At 64.9% G+C, this 15,705-nt stretch carries 17 protein-coding genes and 1 tRNA gene; 11 read left to right on the top strand and 7 right to left on the bottom strand.

Annotation, left to right across the window (positions count from 1 at the left end; genetic code table 11):
• Positions 1-279 precede the first annotated feature (279 nt).
• The 5 genes from lysM to trmB all read right to left on the bottom strand — a co-directional run bounded on the left by lysM (position 280) and on the right by trmB (position 3,663).
• Complete coding sequence (gene lysM, locus CAL19_RS15855; protein WP_026638991.1) at positions 280-726, bottom strand: peptidoglycan-binding protein LysM; 447 nt, start codon at positions 724-726, stop codon at positions 280-282.
• Between the two features lie 140 nt (positions 727-866).
• On the bottom strand, positions 867-1,574 hold the full coding sequence (locus CAL19_RS15850; RefSeq protein WP_231494542.1) for a class I SAM-dependent methyltransferase: 708 nt from the start codon (positions 1,572-1,574) through the stop codon (positions 867-869).
• Positions 1,575-1,732: 158 nt separating this feature from the next.
• Positions 1,733-1,933 carry a sulfur carrier protein ThiS gene (thiS, locus tag CAL19_RS15845; protein ID WP_026638993.1) on the bottom strand — a complete coding sequence of 67 codons (201 nt, stop codon included), beginning with the start codon at positions 1,931-1,933 and terminating at the stop codon, positions 1,733-1,735.
• Positions 1,934-1,942: 9 nt separating this feature from the next.
• Positions 1,943-2,884, bottom strand: coding sequence for a prolyl aminopeptidase (pip, locus tag CAL19_RS15840; RefSeq protein WP_094797329.1), 942 nt, complete (start codon positions 2,882-2,884; stop codon positions 1,943-1,945).
• A 5-nt stretch (positions 2,885-2,889) separates the two neighbouring features.
• Positions 2,890-3,663: a tRNA (guanosine(46)-N7)-methyltransferase TrmB gene (gene trmB, locus CAL19_RS15835; protein ID WP_094797328.1), complete on the bottom strand. Its 774-nt coding sequence runs from the start codon at positions 3,661-3,663 to the stop codon at positions 2,890-2,892.
• Between the two features lie 61 nt (positions 3,664-3,724).
• Here trmB and CAL19_RS15830 point away from each other — a divergent pair, with 61 nt between their 5' ends.
• From CAL19_RS15830 to CAL19_RS15795, 8 genes are all read left to right on the top strand, one after another.
• Positions 3,725-4,633, top strand: a complete 909-nt coding sequence (locus tag CAL19_RS15830) for a LysR substrate-binding domain-containing protein (RefSeq protein ID WP_026638996.1) — start codon at positions 3,725-3,727, stop codon at positions 4,631-4,633.
• A gap of 106 nt (positions 4,634-4,739) precedes the next feature.
• Positions 4,740-5,933 carry a CaiB/BaiF CoA transferase family protein gene (locus tag CAL19_RS15825; protein ID WP_094797327.1) on the top strand — a complete coding sequence of 398 codons (1,194 nt, stop codon included), beginning with the start codon at positions 4,740-4,742 and terminating at the stop codon, positions 5,931-5,933.
• The gene (locus CAL19_RS15820) at positions 5,930-6,880 is read left to right on the top strand and encodes a hydroxymethylglutaryl-CoA lyase (protein ID WP_094797326.1); all 951 of its coding nucleotides are present in this window, start codon (positions 5,930-5,932) and stop codon (positions 6,878-6,880) included. The genes CAL19_RS15825 and CAL19_RS15820 overlap by 4 nt, the downstream gene beginning before the upstream one ends.
• Before the next feature lie 57 nt (positions 6,881-6,937).
• Positions 6,938-7,921: a Bug family tripartite tricarboxylate transporter substrate binding protein gene (locus CAL19_RS15815; protein WP_094797325.1), complete on the top strand. Its 984-nt coding sequence runs from the start codon at positions 6,938-6,940 to the stop codon at positions 7,919-7,921.
• A gap of 142 nt (positions 7,922-8,063) precedes the next feature.
• Positions 8,064-8,137: transfer RNA gene (locus CAL19_RS15810), tRNA-Gly, on the top strand.
• A 278-nt stretch (positions 8,138-8,415) separates the two neighbouring features.
• Entirely contained in the window at positions 8,416-8,841 is a 426-nt protein-coding gene (locus tag CAL19_RS15805) for a helix-turn-helix domain-containing protein (protein WP_026639000.1), read from the top strand.
• Positions 8,841-10,091, top strand: a complete 1,251-nt coding sequence (locus CAL19_RS15800; RefSeq protein WP_094797324.1) for a type II toxin-antitoxin system HipA family toxin — start codon at positions 8,841-8,843, stop codon at positions 10,089-10,091. Before CAL19_RS15805 ends, CAL19_RS15800 begins: the two co-directional genes overlap by 1 nt.
• Before the next feature lie 181 nt (positions 10,092-10,272).
• Entirely contained in the window at positions 10,273-10,707 is a 435-nt protein-coding gene (locus tag CAL19_RS15795) for a cupin domain-containing protein (RefSeq protein ID WP_249276331.1), read from the top strand.
• Between the two features lie 25 nt (positions 10,708-10,732).
• On the opposite strand, the gene CAL19_RS15790 is transcribed toward CAL19_RS15795, so the two are convergent.
• Positions 10,733-11,530 (bottom strand): 5'-methylthioadenosine/adenosylhomocysteine nucleosidase, encoded by a 798-nt coding sequence (locus CAL19_RS15790; RefSeq protein WP_249276330.1) that lies wholly within the window; start codon positions 11,528-11,530, stop codon positions 10,733-10,735.
• Positions 11,531-11,623: 93 nt separating this feature from the next.
• On the opposite strand from CAL19_RS15790, the gene CAL19_RS15785 reads away from it, so the two are divergent.
• The 3 genes from CAL19_RS15785 (at position 11,624) to CAL19_RS15775 (ending at position 15,058) form a co-directional block, all read left to right on the top strand.
• A complete protein-coding gene (locus tag CAL19_RS15785) occupies positions 11,624-11,980 on the top strand; it encodes a hypothetical protein (RefSeq protein ID WP_026639004.1) in 357 nt (118 codons plus the stop codon).
• Positions 11,981-12,604: 624 nt separating this feature from the next.
• Entirely contained in the window at positions 12,605-13,705 is a 1,101-nt protein-coding gene (locus CAL19_RS15780; RefSeq protein WP_026639005.1) for a carboxynorspermidine decarboxylase, read from the top strand.
• A 51-nt stretch (positions 13,706-13,756) separates the two neighbouring features.
• Positions 13,757-15,058 carry a saccharopine dehydrogenase family protein gene (locus CAL19_RS15775; RefSeq protein WP_094797323.1) on the top strand — a complete coding sequence of 434 codons (1,302 nt, stop codon included), beginning with the start codon at positions 13,757-13,759 and terminating at the stop codon, positions 15,056-15,058.
• A 21-nt stretch (positions 15,059-15,079) separates the two neighbouring features.
• On the opposite strand, the gene CAL19_RS15770 is transcribed toward CAL19_RS15775, so the two are convergent.
• Positions 15,080-15,619: a DUF2306 domain-containing protein gene (locus CAL19_RS15770; protein WP_094797322.1), complete on the bottom strand. Its 540-nt coding sequence runs from the start codon at positions 15,617-15,619 to the stop codon at positions 15,080-15,082.
• Positions 15,620-15,705 lie beyond the last annotated feature (86 nt).

Raw genomic sequence — 15,705 nt, 5'->3', positions numbered from 1 at the left:
CGGGGCAGCCATGCGCAAGCTGGTCCACCTATGCTTCGGCGTGCTTAAAAACCGCACCCCATATCGCAGCGATTACGCGTTAGCCACTTGACTGCCAAGACGGTATCTTCGGAGTCAGACACCGGCTGACCAGCTTTCCTTCAAGGGCATGGCGACCGGCTTCGGCGTCCCGCAAAAAAAAGGCCAGGCAAGCGCCTGGCCAAGATGATCGGAGCGAACGGGGAGGGCCCACTCCGATACAAACCGGCAAACGCTGCGGGGTTTGCCGGTTTGTGCGGTTCAGTTCAGCGGCGGGATGCGCAGCACCTGGCCCGGATAGATTTTGTCCGGATGGGTGAGCATCGGCTTGTTGGCTTCGAAGATGACCGTGTGCTTGGCGCCCTGGCCCTTGCCGTAGTGCGCTTCGGCGATCTTCCAGAGGTTGTCGCCTTTCTGTACCGTGTACATCTGTGCTTCGGGCGTTGCTTCCTTGGCCGTGAGCTGGTTGTCTACCTGGGCCACGCCCACGGTGTTGCCCAGCGCCAGCGCGATTTTTTCGGCTTGTTCGGTGGATGCGGCCTCGCCCGATACGGTGACCTTGTCGCCGTCGACCTTGATTTCCAGGCCATCTGCATTCAACCCATGCTTGGCGAGTTCTTTCTGCATTTCGTCAACGGAGGCCGCCTGGGCTTCGTTGGCGCCAAACAGTTTTTCGCCGACATCTTTGATAAAGCTGAGCAGACCCATAGTATGTCCTTGTGATTGTTAATAAACGTTAAGCACGCAAAGGCAGAAGTTGGCAGAACTTATTGCTTGCCCAGCGATTATGGTCCCAATGCGCGGTGCGTGCGAGCCGGAATATGGACAAGATGTAACCTGCGCGCGTATCAGCGGCGTACCGCATGTACTGGGCGACGCGTCAGTTTCCACACGTGCGCCGGGGGCACATTGGCCAACACTGTCCGGGTGCGGCGCGCCCGCAGGCCCAGCCGGTCGAGCACGCGGCGCGATACCGGGCAGCGCGGCCCGTAGGTGAACAGGTGCATGGCCGCGCCGGGCCGCATGTGCGTAAACGCGCCGCGCAGTATGCCGATTTGCTGTTTGACCGGCATGTTCAATAGGGGCAACCCGCAAACCGCCGCGCCGGCCAGGCCGTCGACGAACAGTTGCTGGCCCTGCAGCCGGGCCGCATCGCCCTGGTGCACATAAGCCGAAGGAAATTCGCGCCGCAGTTGGCGGGCAAGCTGCTCGTTCATTTCGACCAGCGTCAGCTGTTCGGGATGCATGCCGCGCGCGAGCAGTGCGCGGGTAAAGGCGCCGGTTCCCGCCCCGAGTTCCAGGCATGGCCCCATGCCGGGGTGTATGCCGTGCGTGATGGCGGCGGCCAGCTGCGGGCCGGAAGGCCAGATGGCGCCGATGGCTTTGGGGTTGTTGCGCCAGGCGCGCAGGAAAAGGATGCGCTCTTCAACCCACGATTGCCGTGCAAGGACGCTGGCGGCGTATCCCGTGGCGCGGCCGGCTGCGCCGGCCATGCGAAATAGTAGCGATCCGAAAGGCCGGACGGAGAGGGCTCCGGTCAGGGCTTTGGGCGACATGCTGACTCCCTGTCTGGGGCGGGCATGTGCGCCACGCGCTGTGCATGCCGGCCAGAAATACAGGCGTCAGGGTACTACGCGAAACGGCGCGCGCAAGCCCGAAAGGGGCTGGGGTAGCGCACCGTTGATAAATCTCACAATGTGTTGTGCGGGCGGCGTCAGCCTCCGCCCACGGCTACGACGATCTCGACTTGATCGCCATCGCGCAGGCGCGTGGCGGCGTGCTGGCTTTTGGGCACGATTTCGCCGTTGCGTTCGACGGCGACGCGCTTGCCCGCGTAGCCAAGCGTCTGGAGCAGTTCGGCCACGGTGGTGTCCAGCGGAAACTCGTTCGCTTGTCCGTTGAGCGTGATGTGCATGGTGATTCTCTACTGTGCAGCGTAGGCGTCGGTGGCCTCTATCAGACGGGCCAGCGTGCCGGGTTCGTCGAAGGCGTGCCCGGCGTCGGGCACCAGGTGGAACTTGGCCTGCGGCCATGCGCGATGCAGGTCCCAGGCAGTGCGCGCGGGCGTGCAGACATCGTACCGGCCCTGCACGATGGTGCCGGGAATTCCGTGCAACTTGTGGGCGTCGCGTATCAGCTGCCCGTCTTCCATGAAGCCGCCGTTCATGAAATAGTGGTTCTCGATGCGCGCGAATGCCAGCGCCGCGCGGTCGGCGGCATGGCTCTGCTGATGACGCGGGCTGGGCAACAGCGTGATGGTGCTGTCTTCCCATTTGCTCCAGGCCTTGGCCGCCCGCAGTTGTTCGGCTGGGTCATCGCCAGTCAGGCGCTTGTGGTAGGCGGCGATCATGTCGCCGCGCTCTTGCGGCGGAATGGGGGCGACATAGGCTTCCCAGTGGTCGGGAAACAGCCACGAGGCGCCTTCCTGGTAAAACCACTGCAGCTCTGCGCGCCGCAGCGCGAAAATGCCTCGCAGCACCAGTTCGGTGACATGCCCGGGATGGGTCTGCGCATAAGCCAATGCCAGGGTCGACCCCCACGAACCGCCAAAAACCAGCCAACGCTCGGCGCCCATGATTTCCGTGCGCAGGCGCTCGATGTCGGCCACCAGATGCCACGTGGTGTTGTTGTCCAGGCTGGCGTGCGGGGTAGAACGGCCGCAGCCGCGCTGGTCGAACAGCAGCACGTTGTAGCGCTGCGGGTCGAACAATTGCCGATGCACGGGCGAGCATCCGCTGCCGGGGCCGCCATGCAGGAACACGGCGGGTTTGCCCTGCGGATTGCCGCAGAGTTCCCAATAGACCTGGTGTCCGTCGCCGGTGTCCAGCATGCCGTGGCGATAAGGCTCGATAGCGGGATACAGCATGATCGTCAGGCGGTCCTTTGGAAGATCAGGTCCCAGACCCCATGCCCCAGGCGCAGGCCGCGCGTTTCGAACTTGGTCTGGGGGCGGTATTCGGGGCGGGGCGCGTAATCGGCCACCGTATTGCGCAACAAAGGTTCGGCGCCCAGGACTTCCAGCATTTGCACGGCGTAGTCCTGCCAATCGGTGGCGCAATGCAGGTAGCCGCCCGGCTTGATGCGGCTGGCCAGCAGCGACACGAACGGCGGCTGGATCAGGCGACGCTTGTGATGGCGCTTTTTGGGCCAGGGGTCTGGAAAGTAAATATGCACGCCCGCCAGCGTATCGGGGGCGATCATGTCGCGCACGACTTCCACGGCGTCGTGCTGCACGATGCGCAGGTTCTGCAGGCCCGATTCTTCGATGCGGCGCAACAGCGAACCTACGCCGGCGTTGAAGACCTCGATTCCCAGGAAATTATCGTCGGGCCGGGCTTGGGCGATCTTCTGCGTGGTTTCGCCCATGCCGAAACCGATTTCCAGGATGGTGGGGGCCTCGCGGCCAAACGCGGCGGCCAGGTCCAGCCGGCGGTCGGCATAGGGGATGGACCATTTATCCAGCAGGGTTTCGAGCGCTTCGCGCTGGCTCTGTGTGATATGGCCGCGGCGGTGGACAAAACTGCGGATGTGGGTGGCGCCGGGGCTGTGGGGCGCCTGATCGGCAGGCCGCAGGGCCGCCTGGGTGGCGTCCGACAAGGCGGCAGGGGCGCCGGCGCCCTGGGATTCGGGAGTGCTCGTGTTCATAGCCTGGATTGTAGTGGGCCGGCAGCGGCTGCGGGGCGCGTTGTGGAGTAGCATCGGCGGCATGAATTTTTCTCGCTTCGACCTGACAACGCTGGCGCTCTTTGTGGCGGTGGCCCGGGCGGGCAGCATTTCGGCCGGCGCGCGGCAGTCGCACCTGGCCGTGGGGGCTGCCAGTAAACGTATTTCCGACCTGGAAGCCGTGCTGGGCACGCCGCTGCTGTACCGCAATACCGCCGGGGTGGCGCTTACCGACGCCGGCCAGGCCTGCTTGGCTCACGCCCAGCGTGTGCTGCAAGAGGTCGAACAGATGGCGGTGACCCTGTCCGACTTTGCCGAGGGCGTGCGCGGCCAGGTGCGCATCGCCGCCAATACGTCGGCACTGACGCAATTCTTGCCCGAAGATCTGGCGGCTTTCATGGACGAACACCCCGCGGTGCGCGTAGACCTGGAAGAACTGAACAGCACCGAAATTGTTACGGCCGTGCTCGAAAACCGGGCCGATATAGGCGTATTTGCCGACCGTACGCCGGCCCAGGGGCTGGTGACGGTGCCGTACCGCTCGGACGACCTGGTGCTGATCACCCCGCAGCGCCATCCCCTGGCCAACTTGCCGCAGGTGGCATTTGCCGAAACGCTGGACTATGCGTATGTCAGCCTGCCCCAGACGACGTCGCTGGCCACGCGCCTGACCGAAGAGTGTGCCCGCCTGGACAAGGCGATGCGGCTGCGCATCCAGGTTCGCAGCTTTGACGCCATGTGCCGCATGGTGGTGGCCACCGGGGGCGTTGGCGTGTTGCCGCGCCTGGCGGCCGCGCCGCACGCACGCTCGATGGCCATCCGGTTGATTCCGCTGACTGACTCCTGGGCGCGCCGCTGGCTGCTGCTGGGCGTGCGCGATATCGACGCGCTGACCGTTGCGGCCCGGCTGCTGTTGACGCACTTGCGGCCCGATCCGGCGCCCGCCTGCTAGGGGCCTTCTCGTTTCAGGAACCCCCGTTTCCCGCATTAAGCATTCGCGCGCACGCCCATTTCGCGCACACTACCGGATCGAGTGCTTAACAATCGCTGGAGCGGCAATGGCAGGGCAGATACTCGCCGGCATACGCGTACTGGAACTGGGCCAACTGATCGCCGGGCCTTTCGCGGCCAAGACGCTGGCCGATTTTGGCGCGCAGGTCGTCAAAGTCGAACCGCCCGGGCAGGGCGACCCGCTGCGCAAGTGGCGCCTGCTGCACCAGGGCACTTCGGTATGGTGGGAAGCCCAGTCGCGCAACAAGCAGTCGGTGTGCGTAGACCTGCGCCAGCAAGAAGGGCAGGAGATCGTGCGCTTGCTGGCCAGCCAGGCCGACGTGCTTATCGAGAACTTCCGCCCGGGCACCATGGAGAAATGGGGGCTGTCCTGGGAAGTGCTGCACGAATTGAACCCGCGGCTGATCATGCTGCGCATTTCGGGCTATGGCCAGACCGGGCCCAAGGCGCGCGAGCCTGGCTTCGCCGCCATCGGCGAGGCCATGGCGGGGCTGCGCTACCTGAATGGCGAGCCGGGTCGCGCGCCCGTGCGCGCGGGCCTGTCGCTGGGGGACACCATAGCCGGGCTGCATGGCGCGCTGGGCGTGCTGCTGGCGCTGTACCAGCGCGATGCGCGCGGCGGCCAAGGGCAGGTGATCGACGCCGCCCTGTATGAAAGCCTGTTCAACCTGACCGAAAGCCTGCTGCCCGAATACACCGCATTCGGTGTGGTGCGCGAGCCGGCCGGCTCGTCGCTGCCGGGCATCGCGCCGTCCAACGCCTATCGCTGCAACGATGGCTACGTGCTTATCGCCGGCAATGGCGACACGATTTTCCAGCGGCTGATGTCGTGCATCGGCCGCGAAGACCTGGGCCGCGACCCCGCCTTGGCCCACAACGACGGACGGGCCGCCAGGGTAGAAGAAATCGACGCTGCGATCGGCGCGTGGACGTCCGACCGCAGCATTGACGACGTGCTGGACGCGATGCGCGAGGCCGGCGTGCCGAGCGGGCGCATCTACAACGTGGCCGATATTGCGCGCGACCCGCACTACCGCGCGCGCAACGCCATTGCCGAGATCCGGGGGGCCACCGGGGTGCGAGTGGAAATGCCGGCCGTGTTTCCCGTGCTGTCGGGCAACCCCGGCAAGGTTCGCGACCGCGCCCCTACGTTGGGCGAACATACCGACGCCGTGCTGGCGTCGGCCGGGCTTACTGAAGAGCAGCGCGAACAATTGCGCCAGCGTGGAGTCATTGCATGAATACCGGGCCTTCTCGCATAGCAATCAACGAAGTCGGCCCGCGCGACGGCCTGCAGATAGAAAAGGCCTTCGTCGCCACCGACGACAAGGTTGCGCTGGTTGATGCGCTGTCGGCCTGCGGGTTTGCGCGTATCGAAGTCACCAGCTTTACGTCGCCCAAGGCCATTCCCGCACTGGCCGATGCGCAGGACGTCATGCGCCGGATCCAGCGCCAGCCGGGCGTCATCTACACCGCGCTGGTGCCGAATATTCGCGGCCTGGAGCGCGCGCTCGAGGTAGGCACCGATGAATTGAACCTGGTGATGTCGTCCAGCGAGACGCATAACCGTGCCAACCTGCGCATGACGCGCGACCAGTCGTTGGCCGAGCTGGTCAACATCCTGCACGCCGCGCAAGGCGCCGGGGTGCCATGCAACGTGTCGCTGTCTACCGCCTTTGGCTGCCCGTTCGATGGCGACGTGCCCACCGACGACGTGCTGCGCCTGGCCGGCCAGTTGGCCGAGGCGGGCGCGTCGGGCGTGACGCTGTGCGACACCACCGGCATGGCGTACCCGACGCAGGTAGCCGCGCTGTGCGAACAGACCGCGCGCGCATTGCCCGGCATGCCCATTACGGTGCACCTGCACAACACGCGCGGCATGGCGCTGGCCAACGCCGTGGCCGCCTGGCAGACGGGCGTGACGCGCTTTGACGCCGCGGCGGGCGGGCTGGGTGGCTGCCCCTACGCGCCCGGCGCAAGCGGCAACGTCAATACCGAAGAGCTGGTCCATATGTTCGAGTGCATGGGCGTGCAAACCGGCGTTTCCCTGCAGCCGCTGCTGGATGTCGTCGGCAAGTTGCCGCGCCTGGTGCAGCGCGAATTCCATCCCCCGCTGCTGGCCGCTGGCCATCGGCTTGCAACCCATCGGCCGCCCGCATGGCTGGCCGAGCGGTTCGGGGCCGCCTGACCCGGGTGTTCCAGGCAATGTTCCTCAACCCATAACAAATCCCACCAGGAGACCTCGATGAGTATCCCCTTCCTGGCGCCGCTGCGCGCCTGCGCCGCCGTTGCCGTGGCCGCGATCGCCACCCCCTTCACTGCCCTGGCCGACTACCCCGAACGCCCTGTGACGCTGCTCGTTCCGGCGGCGCCGGGCGGCACCACCGACCTGTCCGCACGCCTGATCGCCCAGCCGCTGGGCGAAGCGCTGGGGCAGAGCGTGGTCGTCGAGAACAAGCCGGGCGCGTCGGGGGCGATCGCCTCGCAGGCCGTCGCCAAGGCCAAGCCCGACGGCTATACGCTGCTGCTGCAGTATTCGGGCTACAACGCCATCACGCCGCACGTGCAGCCGCCGCAAGGTTGGGATCCGATCAAGGATTTCGCGCCGGTGGCCAATATCCTGTCGGCGCCGCAGGTGATCGTGGTGCGCCCCAGCCTGCCGGTGAATTCGCTGAAAGAGCTGGTGGAGTACGCCAAGGCCAATCCCGACAAATTGAACTACGCCTCGTCGGGCAACGGCGCGCTGCAGCACGTCGCCACCGAACTGCTCAAGCAGATGGCCGGCATCCAGATCCAGCATATCCCGTACAAGGGCACCGGGCCCGCGCTGACCGACCTGCTGGGCGGCGCTGTCGACATGACGGTTACCACGCCGCCTCCGCTGATTCCCCACATCAAGGCGGGCAAGCTGCGCGCCCTGGCCGTCACCGGGCCCAACCGCCTGGATTCGCTGCCCGACGTGCCTACCGCAGCCGAAGCCGGCTACCCCGACCTGCTGGTGTCGTCGTGGTTCGCCATGTATGCGCCTGCCGGCACGCCGCAGGCGGTGGTGGACAAACTGGCCGGCACGATCGAAGGCATCATGAAGACCGATGCGTTCAAGGCCAAGGCCGCGGAGCAGGGCGCCGAGGCCGAATTCATGGGGCCGGCAAAGCTGGGCCAGTACACCCAGCAAGAGTATGACCGCTGGGGCAAAGTGGTGAAGGCGGCCGACATCAAGGCCAACTGAGCATGGTGGGCGTGGGCGTTGCGCCACGCCGGCGCGCGCCCATGGCCGCTGCAGCATCACGCGGCCATGCCTGAAGCCGGCCCCCGGAAACCCGGATATAATCTTTCTTCTCTGCCGCGTACGCGCGCGGTACGACACCCGGGCGGGTGTAGTTCAATGGTAGAACGGCGGCTTCCCAAGCCTCAAGCGTGGGTTCGATTCCCATCACCCGCTCCACTTCAACAATCCAGGGCGTTCCAAGGGCGTTCACAGGGTTGCAAGCCACCGGCACGGCTCGGTCCTCTGCCGCGACCCCATCTGTTCCCACCTGTTCGCCAAGTCCAAGGCTGGCGATGTCAAGCGCATTGACTGCGACTCGCTCGCGATCCCCCGCTGCGCTCGTTGGGCGTGGGGCGCGATGCCGCCGTGCAACGGCCTGGCCCAGGTTGACTGCCTGATATTTATACGCTCAAATATGAGTTCTTATTGAATGGTTAAGCTCATATTTGAGCTAAATTATGATGCCAACTTCCGAGCAGAAGCGGTCCGGCGCGCAGGTGGCCATGCCGCAGCCCGTCGCGCGCGCACTGCGCCGCCTGGGGCAAGACATCTCGGCGGCGCGGCGCATGCGCCGCCTGAGCCAGGAAGACCTGGCGCAGCGCATCGGCACGTCCCTGAGCACCGTCAGGCGCATGGAAGATGGCTATCCCGGCACCGCGCTACACACCTTCCTGCGCGCGCTGCACGTGCTGGGCCGGCTCGATGAACTGGCTCGGGCGATGACTCTGGAAAATGATGTGGTCGGCCTGGAACTGGTGCGGGAGCAGTTGCCGCAACGGGTGCGCACCTCGTCCGGCAAGAAGCGCCCGGCGGTTCGCTCGAAGGCAGCGGCCGGCGAAGACGACGCGAACGGGCGCTCCGATGAACTGGAGGGATTCTGATGGCAACGCCTCGGCCCACACGACGTCCGGACCTCGAAGTCCACCTGGGGGCGAGCGGCCAGATCGTGGGGCGCCTGCACCTGGGCAGCGGCAGGCGCAGCGCGTTCAGCTACGACGAAGGCTGGCTGCGGGATGCGCGGTTCTTCACGCTGTCGCCCGATCTCCAGCCGGTGGCCGGCGTGCAGCATCCCCGCCAGGTGTTCTTCCTCGCGCTGGAGGACACCGCGCCGGACGCCTGGGGCGAGCGTGTGATCCGCCGCGCCCATGCGAAGCTGCGGCAGGAAGACCGCGACACGCCTGCCCTGGACCCGGTGGACTTCGTGATGTGGGTGAACGACGAGGCGCGCGTCGGCGCGCTGCGGCTGTTCGATCCGCAGTCTGGCGCCTACCTGCGCACCGGAGGAGCCAACCGGCATGTACCGCCCCTGGTTGAACTGGAGAAGGTGCTCCACGCGGCTCGCGCCCTGGAAGACGGAACGGAAAGCGCGCAGGATCTACGCTATCTGCTGGGACAAGGAACTTCGCTGGGTGGCGCCAGGCCGAAGTCCACGGTGCGGGACACCGACGGACGCCTGGCGGTCGGCAAGTTTCCCAGTCAGGCGGACCGGCGGGACGTGATCAGAGGTGAAGTGCTGGCCATGCAACTGGCGGCCAAGGCCGGCATCCGCGTGGCGCCGGCCCGCGTGGAAGTGATCGGCGGCACGGCGGTCGCCGTCATCCGGCGTTTCGACCGCACCGACGATGGCAGCCGCATTCCTTACGTGTCGGCCGCGACGATGCTCCAGTCCGATGGTCGCGACGCGACGCATGCCTACACGGAACTGGTCGATGTGCTGCTTCAGTTGGGCGCCGATCCGATCGCCGACATCCATGAGCTGTGGCGGCGGCTGGTCTTCAATTTCCTGATCTGCAATACGGACGACCACCTGCGCAACACCGGCTTCCTGTACGACGCGCGCCAGCGCGGCTGGCGCCTGTCGCCAGCCTTCGACCTGAACCCGATGCCGGGCGACCGGCGCGAGAGCAAGACCTGGCTGACCGAGGGAACGGGTGTCATCGACAGCCGGGACATGCTGATGAGCGCCGCGCCGTATTTCAGGCTGAATGCTGCGCAAGCGCGGGCGATCTGGAACGAAGTGGCCCAGGCCGTGGCGGGCTGGCGGGCGGCGGCCCGAGGCATGGGCATGCGCGGCACGGACATGCTGGACTTCGAGCCGGCCTTTGCCCAGGAAGGTGGGGCTGGTACATAATCGGCCAAATTCAGTGGCGCACGGAAGAAGTCCTTTATCGATAAGTCTTGCGTGCGGTGTGATGTTCCCATCACGCGCTCCACTTCAGCCTTTCGGCCCATCCCAAGAACGTTGTGTAGTGATTCTCGCGGCTTCTCGCCACTAGGCTGGCAACCCCGACACCGTCAATACAGGCCCCACTATGCAAGCCAGCGTGCAAGCCAGCGAAATCATTACCACCCTGGGCATGCAGCAGCACCCGGAAGGCGGCTGGTTTGTCGAGACTTTCCGCGATGCCCGTGGCGACGGGCGTGCGGCTTCGACGGCGATTTATTATCTGCTTGAAGCCGGCGACAGCTCGCATTGGCACCGTGTGCGCGACGCCGCGGAAGTGTGGCATTTCTATGTGGGCGACGCGTTGCTGTTGCGGCTATGGGACGGCAAACACAGCCGTGACATCACGCTCGGCCCAGACCTGGCCCGTGGCGAACGGCCGCAGGCCGTGGTGCCGGCAGGCTGCTGGCAGTCTGCGCGGCCCCTGGGCCGCTATACGCTGGTGGGCTGCACCGTGGCGCCGGGGTTTGAGTTCGCCAGTTTCGAGATGGCGGCTCCCGGCTGGAATCCGCCGGCGGCCTGACTTCCCGCGCATTTACGGTATGCGCTTACAAGGGTGCCAACTGCGTGGCCCGGCTTTCCATCAGCCTTGCAAGCACGCCGCAGGTATAGCGCCCCGCCCGGTGTTCCAGGAAATCGGCGAAGTGTTCTTTGGCGCCTGGGTCGGCGTGGTCCGAAATGACGCGCATCACGGCGTACGGAATGCCGGATTCGTAGCACACCTGGGCCATCGCGGCGCCTTCCATTTCCACGCAAAGTACATCCGGCAGCCGGCCATGGATATCGGCGCCGGCGCCGGCGTCGCTGACGAATATGTCGCCGGTGGCGATTGCGCCCCGGTGCGCCTGGGGCCTGCGAGGGCCTGCGGCAATTGTTGCATCGCTTGCGCAAAGCGCCGCCAGATAGCCTTCCGAATGTTCCTGCAGCAATTGGCTCAGTGCGGCGTCGGGCGCGAAGTGTGAGCGGCCCAGCAGGGGCACTTCGTAGCGGGGAAACAAGGGCCTGGCGTCCAGGTCGTGCTGCACGAGACTGCTGGCCACGACGATGTCGCCGATGCCGACCGACGGATGGATGCCGCCCGCCAGGCCCGCGAAGATAACCCCCGTGACGCCGAATCGTTCTATCAGAATGGTGGTCGTCGTGGCTGCGGCCACCTTTCCGATGCGGCTCAGTACCACTACGCACGGCTGCCCCGCGATCTCTCCCAGGTAGAAGTCGCGCATCGCGATGGTTTGTATGGTTACCGTCGGCCCCATGGCTTGCGTCAGGCCTTCCAGTTCTTTGGGCAGGGCCGCCATGATGGCCAGTTTTCCGGCAGGCGCCGTTTGCGGCATATTGTTTTGCATAAGCGTCGTTTCAAGTGGGCGCAGCGCGATTTCACCACGGAAGTATCCGGCCGTCTTGCTTTACCCGGCAGTTGGGCTATTCTTGCCCGCATTATGTACGAGCATGTTTCCGAACGGCTGCTGACGGTTGAGCGCTTTGCATGGCGCCTGTGCAAGCACGCGATGTACGTGCTGGGGTTGCTGGCCTTGTCTGCGGCGCTGGGCGCGGCCGGTTTCATGGCGTTTGAGGGGCATGCCTTCGGTGACGCCATACTGCACGCGCTGCACATACTCAGCGGCTTTGGGTTGATGGAAGTGCCCGGCAGCCTGGCCGGCCGTGTCTTCGCGACCCTGTTCGGGCTATATGCCAGCCTGGTGTTCCTGGCGGCCTTCAGCGTTATTTTTGCGCCGGTGGTTCACCGTATCCTGCATAAACTGCACCTGGAAGCGCAGGATATTGCGCGCGACTGAGCGGTTGGCACGGCAGCGGCGCGCTGCGGGCGGCGGCAAAAATGCGGCATAATACGCAAATATGTGCAAAGTTAGGGCGATTTCACGGAAATTCGCCCGGCTGGACGGTGCGCGATAATTGCATCGATTGACACTTTGAGATAGGCTTCGTGCTTCCCGCGCCGCGAGGCCTTTTGTCTACTGGTTGGGGAGGACGCCATGTCTGCCGACGCCCTCTTCCAATTGGGGATCGTCTCAGTTGCCCTGAACACCTCCCAAACGGAAGAATTTTCCTGTCGCTATCCGCGGCATTCCGTGGTGCACGCCCGCGCTGCGCTATTCAGTAACGCCCATCGCCACACAACTGATTTGCTCCGGCCGCGCATGGCCGGATCGTCGCCAGTATGGCGCCGCCTGGCCCGGCCGATTGAGCCGCATCGCCACAGCTTTCGCGAACGAATGCCGATCTAGCCTGTTGCGCCCGGACGCGTAAACGCACCGGGGCGGCGCCATGGGCCCCGCACCACGCACAGGCGGCAGCTTTTCCCAAGCAATACCCCGGGGCGCCCTATGGCGCCCGCCAGCTTGTTTCCCGAATTGCTTGCGCGCGCCGCAGGCCGCTGAATTTTGCCCGCATAACCGTTGATGATACGTACGCCTTATTACCTTATTGATAAAGCCGCCTTGCAACGCAACCTGCGCACCGCCGCGCAGCTGCGCGAGTGGTCGGGCGCCAAGATATTGCTGGCGCTGAAGTGCTTTGCCACCTGGCCGGTCTTTGACCTGATGCGGGAATACCTGGACGGCACCACCTCGTCATCGCTGAACGAACTTCGGCTGGGCCGCGAGAAGTTCGGCGGCGAGACGCACGCCTACAGCGTGGCATGGCCCGACGCCGACATTCCGCAAGCGGTGACCTACGCGGACAAGATCATCTTCAATTCGATTTCGCAGCTGGAACGCCATCATGCGCAGGCAAAGGGCATTCCGTGCGGCCTGCGGCTCAACCCGTCGATCAGCGCCGCGGCCTACGATCTGGCCGACCCCGCACGATCGTACAGCCGGCTGGGCGAACCCGACCCTGCCCGCGTGGCTTCGGTGATCGACCGCGTCAGCGGATTCATGATTCACAACAACTGCGAAAACCGCGACTTTGCGCGGTTTGACCAGTTGCTGACCCAGACAGAAGAGCGCTTCGGGCATTTGTTCGAACGCGTGGAATGGATAAGCCTGGGCGGCGGCATTCACTTCACGGCGCCGGACTATCCGGTGCAAGAACTGGGCCAGCGGCTGCGGGCGTTTTCCAAGCGTTATGGCGTGCAGGTGTACCTGGAGCCGGGCGAGGCCGTGGTGCAGGATAGCGCGACGCTGGAAGTCACCGTGGTGGATACGCAAGTCAATGGCAAGCAGATCGCCGTAGTCGATGCCGCCACCGAGGCGCACATGCTGGATCTGCTGATCTACCGCCTGGACGCGCGGGTCGAGCCCAATGCAGGCCCGCATCGCTACCTGGTGTGCGGCAACACGTGCCTGGCCGGCGACGTGTTTGGCGAGTTTGATTTCCCCGAGCCGCTGCAGCCGGGCTCGCGCGTGTCGATCCGCGACGCCGCCGGCTACACCATGGTGAAGAAAAACTGGTTCAACGGCGTGCACATGCCTTCCATTGCCATCAAGGAACTGGATGGAACGGTGCGGGTCGTGCGCGAGTTCGGATATCAGGATTACGTCGACAGCCTGGGCGCCTGAGCCCAACGAGCAGCATCCTTTAAATCTTCTGTCGTGAATGGAGCACGAAAGATGAAAAGAAATGTACTCATCATCGGAGCCGGCGGTGTGGCCAGCGTGGTGGCGCACAAGTGTGCGCAGAACAACGCCGCGCTTGGCGATATACACATCGCATCGCGTACCCTGGGCAAGTGCCAGGCCATTGTTGAATCTGTGCATGCCAAGGGCAACCTGCAGCGGCCGGGTACCCTGAAGGCGCATGCCCTGGACGCGCGGGATGTCCAGGCAACGGCCGACCTGATACGCTCGACCAACAGCGAGATCGTGGTCAATGCGGGGTCGGCGTTCATCAATATGTCGGTCATGTCGGCATGCATTGCCACGGGCGCCGCCTATATCGATACCGCCATCCACGAAGAGCCCGACCGGATATGCGAACAGCCTCCGTGGTACGCCAACTACGAGTGGCGCCGCCGCGACGAATGTGCCAAGGCGGGCGTGACCGCCGTGCTGGGCATCGGCTTTGACCCCGGCGTCGTGAACGCATACGCGCGCCTGGCGAAAGACGAGTACTTCGACTCGATCGACTCTATCGACATCATCGATACCAACGCCGGCTCGCACGACCGCTACTTTGCGACGAACTTCGACCCCGAGATCAACTTCCGCGAATTTACGGGCACGGTGTGGTCCTGGCAGGATCGCCAGTGGACGCCCAACAAGATGTTCGAAGTGAAGAAGAACTGGGATCTGCCGGTGGTCGGCAACCAGACTACCTATCTGACGGGGCACGACGAACTGCATTCGTTGTCAGCCCTGATGGACGTGCCCAATATCCGGTTCTGGATGGGGTTCTCCGACCACTACATTAATGTATTCACCGTACTGAACAAGCTCGGCCTGCTGTCCGAGAAGCCCGTGAGCCTGCCTGGCGGCGGCGAGGTCGTGCCGCTGCAGGTAGTCAAGGCAGTGCTGCCCGACCCGTCTTCATTGGCGCCGAGCTATCGCGGCTATACCTGCATCGGCGACCTGGTAAAGGGCACCAAGCACGGCAAGCCGCGCGAAGCTTTCGTATACAACATATGTGACCACGCCGCGTGCTACCGCGAAGTGGGCAGCCAGGCCATCTCGTACACGGCCGGCGTGCCCGCCGCCGCTGCCGCGATGCTCATCGCCAACGGCACCTGGGATGTGCGGCGCATGGTCAACGTGGAAGAACTGCCGCCGCTGCCGCTCCTGGGCCTGATGGAGCGCATGGGGCTGAGCACGCGGGTAACGGATGAGCACGGCGACCGTTCGGTGTTCGCCGATGTGGAAACGGCCGAGCCCGAAAGCCAGTTCGCCGATCTGGGCGGCCGAGCCGTACTCGCGTAAGGCCAACGGACGCCGCAGCGCCTACAGGCGGCGCTGCGGCGCATGCGCCGGTTTGCCCAGCCGCCTGATCAGTGCCGGCGCGTGGCGCCAACCGCTGACGACGATGACCGCACCGATGATAAGCGTCCACATCAGCGTTGCGGACATGGAAGCGTCGGACGCGGGCGGCCCGAATACAACCGCGTACATGATGCGTCCGGGCAGGAACGTGAAGAACCCGGCCAGCAGCAATGCGTTGAAAAAAGCGGTTTTCATCAGGTGGGCGTGGCGCGTCACGTTGCGCTTGCGGATGGCCTGATAGGCGCGGACCAGCAGAAACAGCGTCACGACCGAAAGAATGTGGATGGGGCTCCAGTCGCCCCAGGTGCGCAGTTCGTGTATGAAAAAAGACGACAGCACCGTCACCAGCATCACGGCCAGCCAGCAGCGGCCCGTCCAGCGATGCCATGCATCGCCCTTTTTGCGCAGCAATACGATGGCGCCCAGCGCAACCGCGGCGATGGCTGCCCAGGCGTGCACCTGGATGACCGGCGCCGCCGAAGTCAGGGGTTCCAGGCTCATTTTTTTCTCGCTATCGGAACGTGGGGCGGCGGTTGGGCAGGCGGAAGCGCTTCAGGCGCAGGGCCAGATAGGGTGAAAGAGGCGGC

The organism is Bordetella genomosp. 7, from assembly GCF_002261265.1.
Taxonomy (GTDB): Bacteria; Pseudomonadota; Gammaproteobacteria; order Burkholderiales; family Burkholderiaceae_B; genus Bordetella_A.
This window is presented reverse-complemented; position numbering and strand designations above follow the sequence as displayed.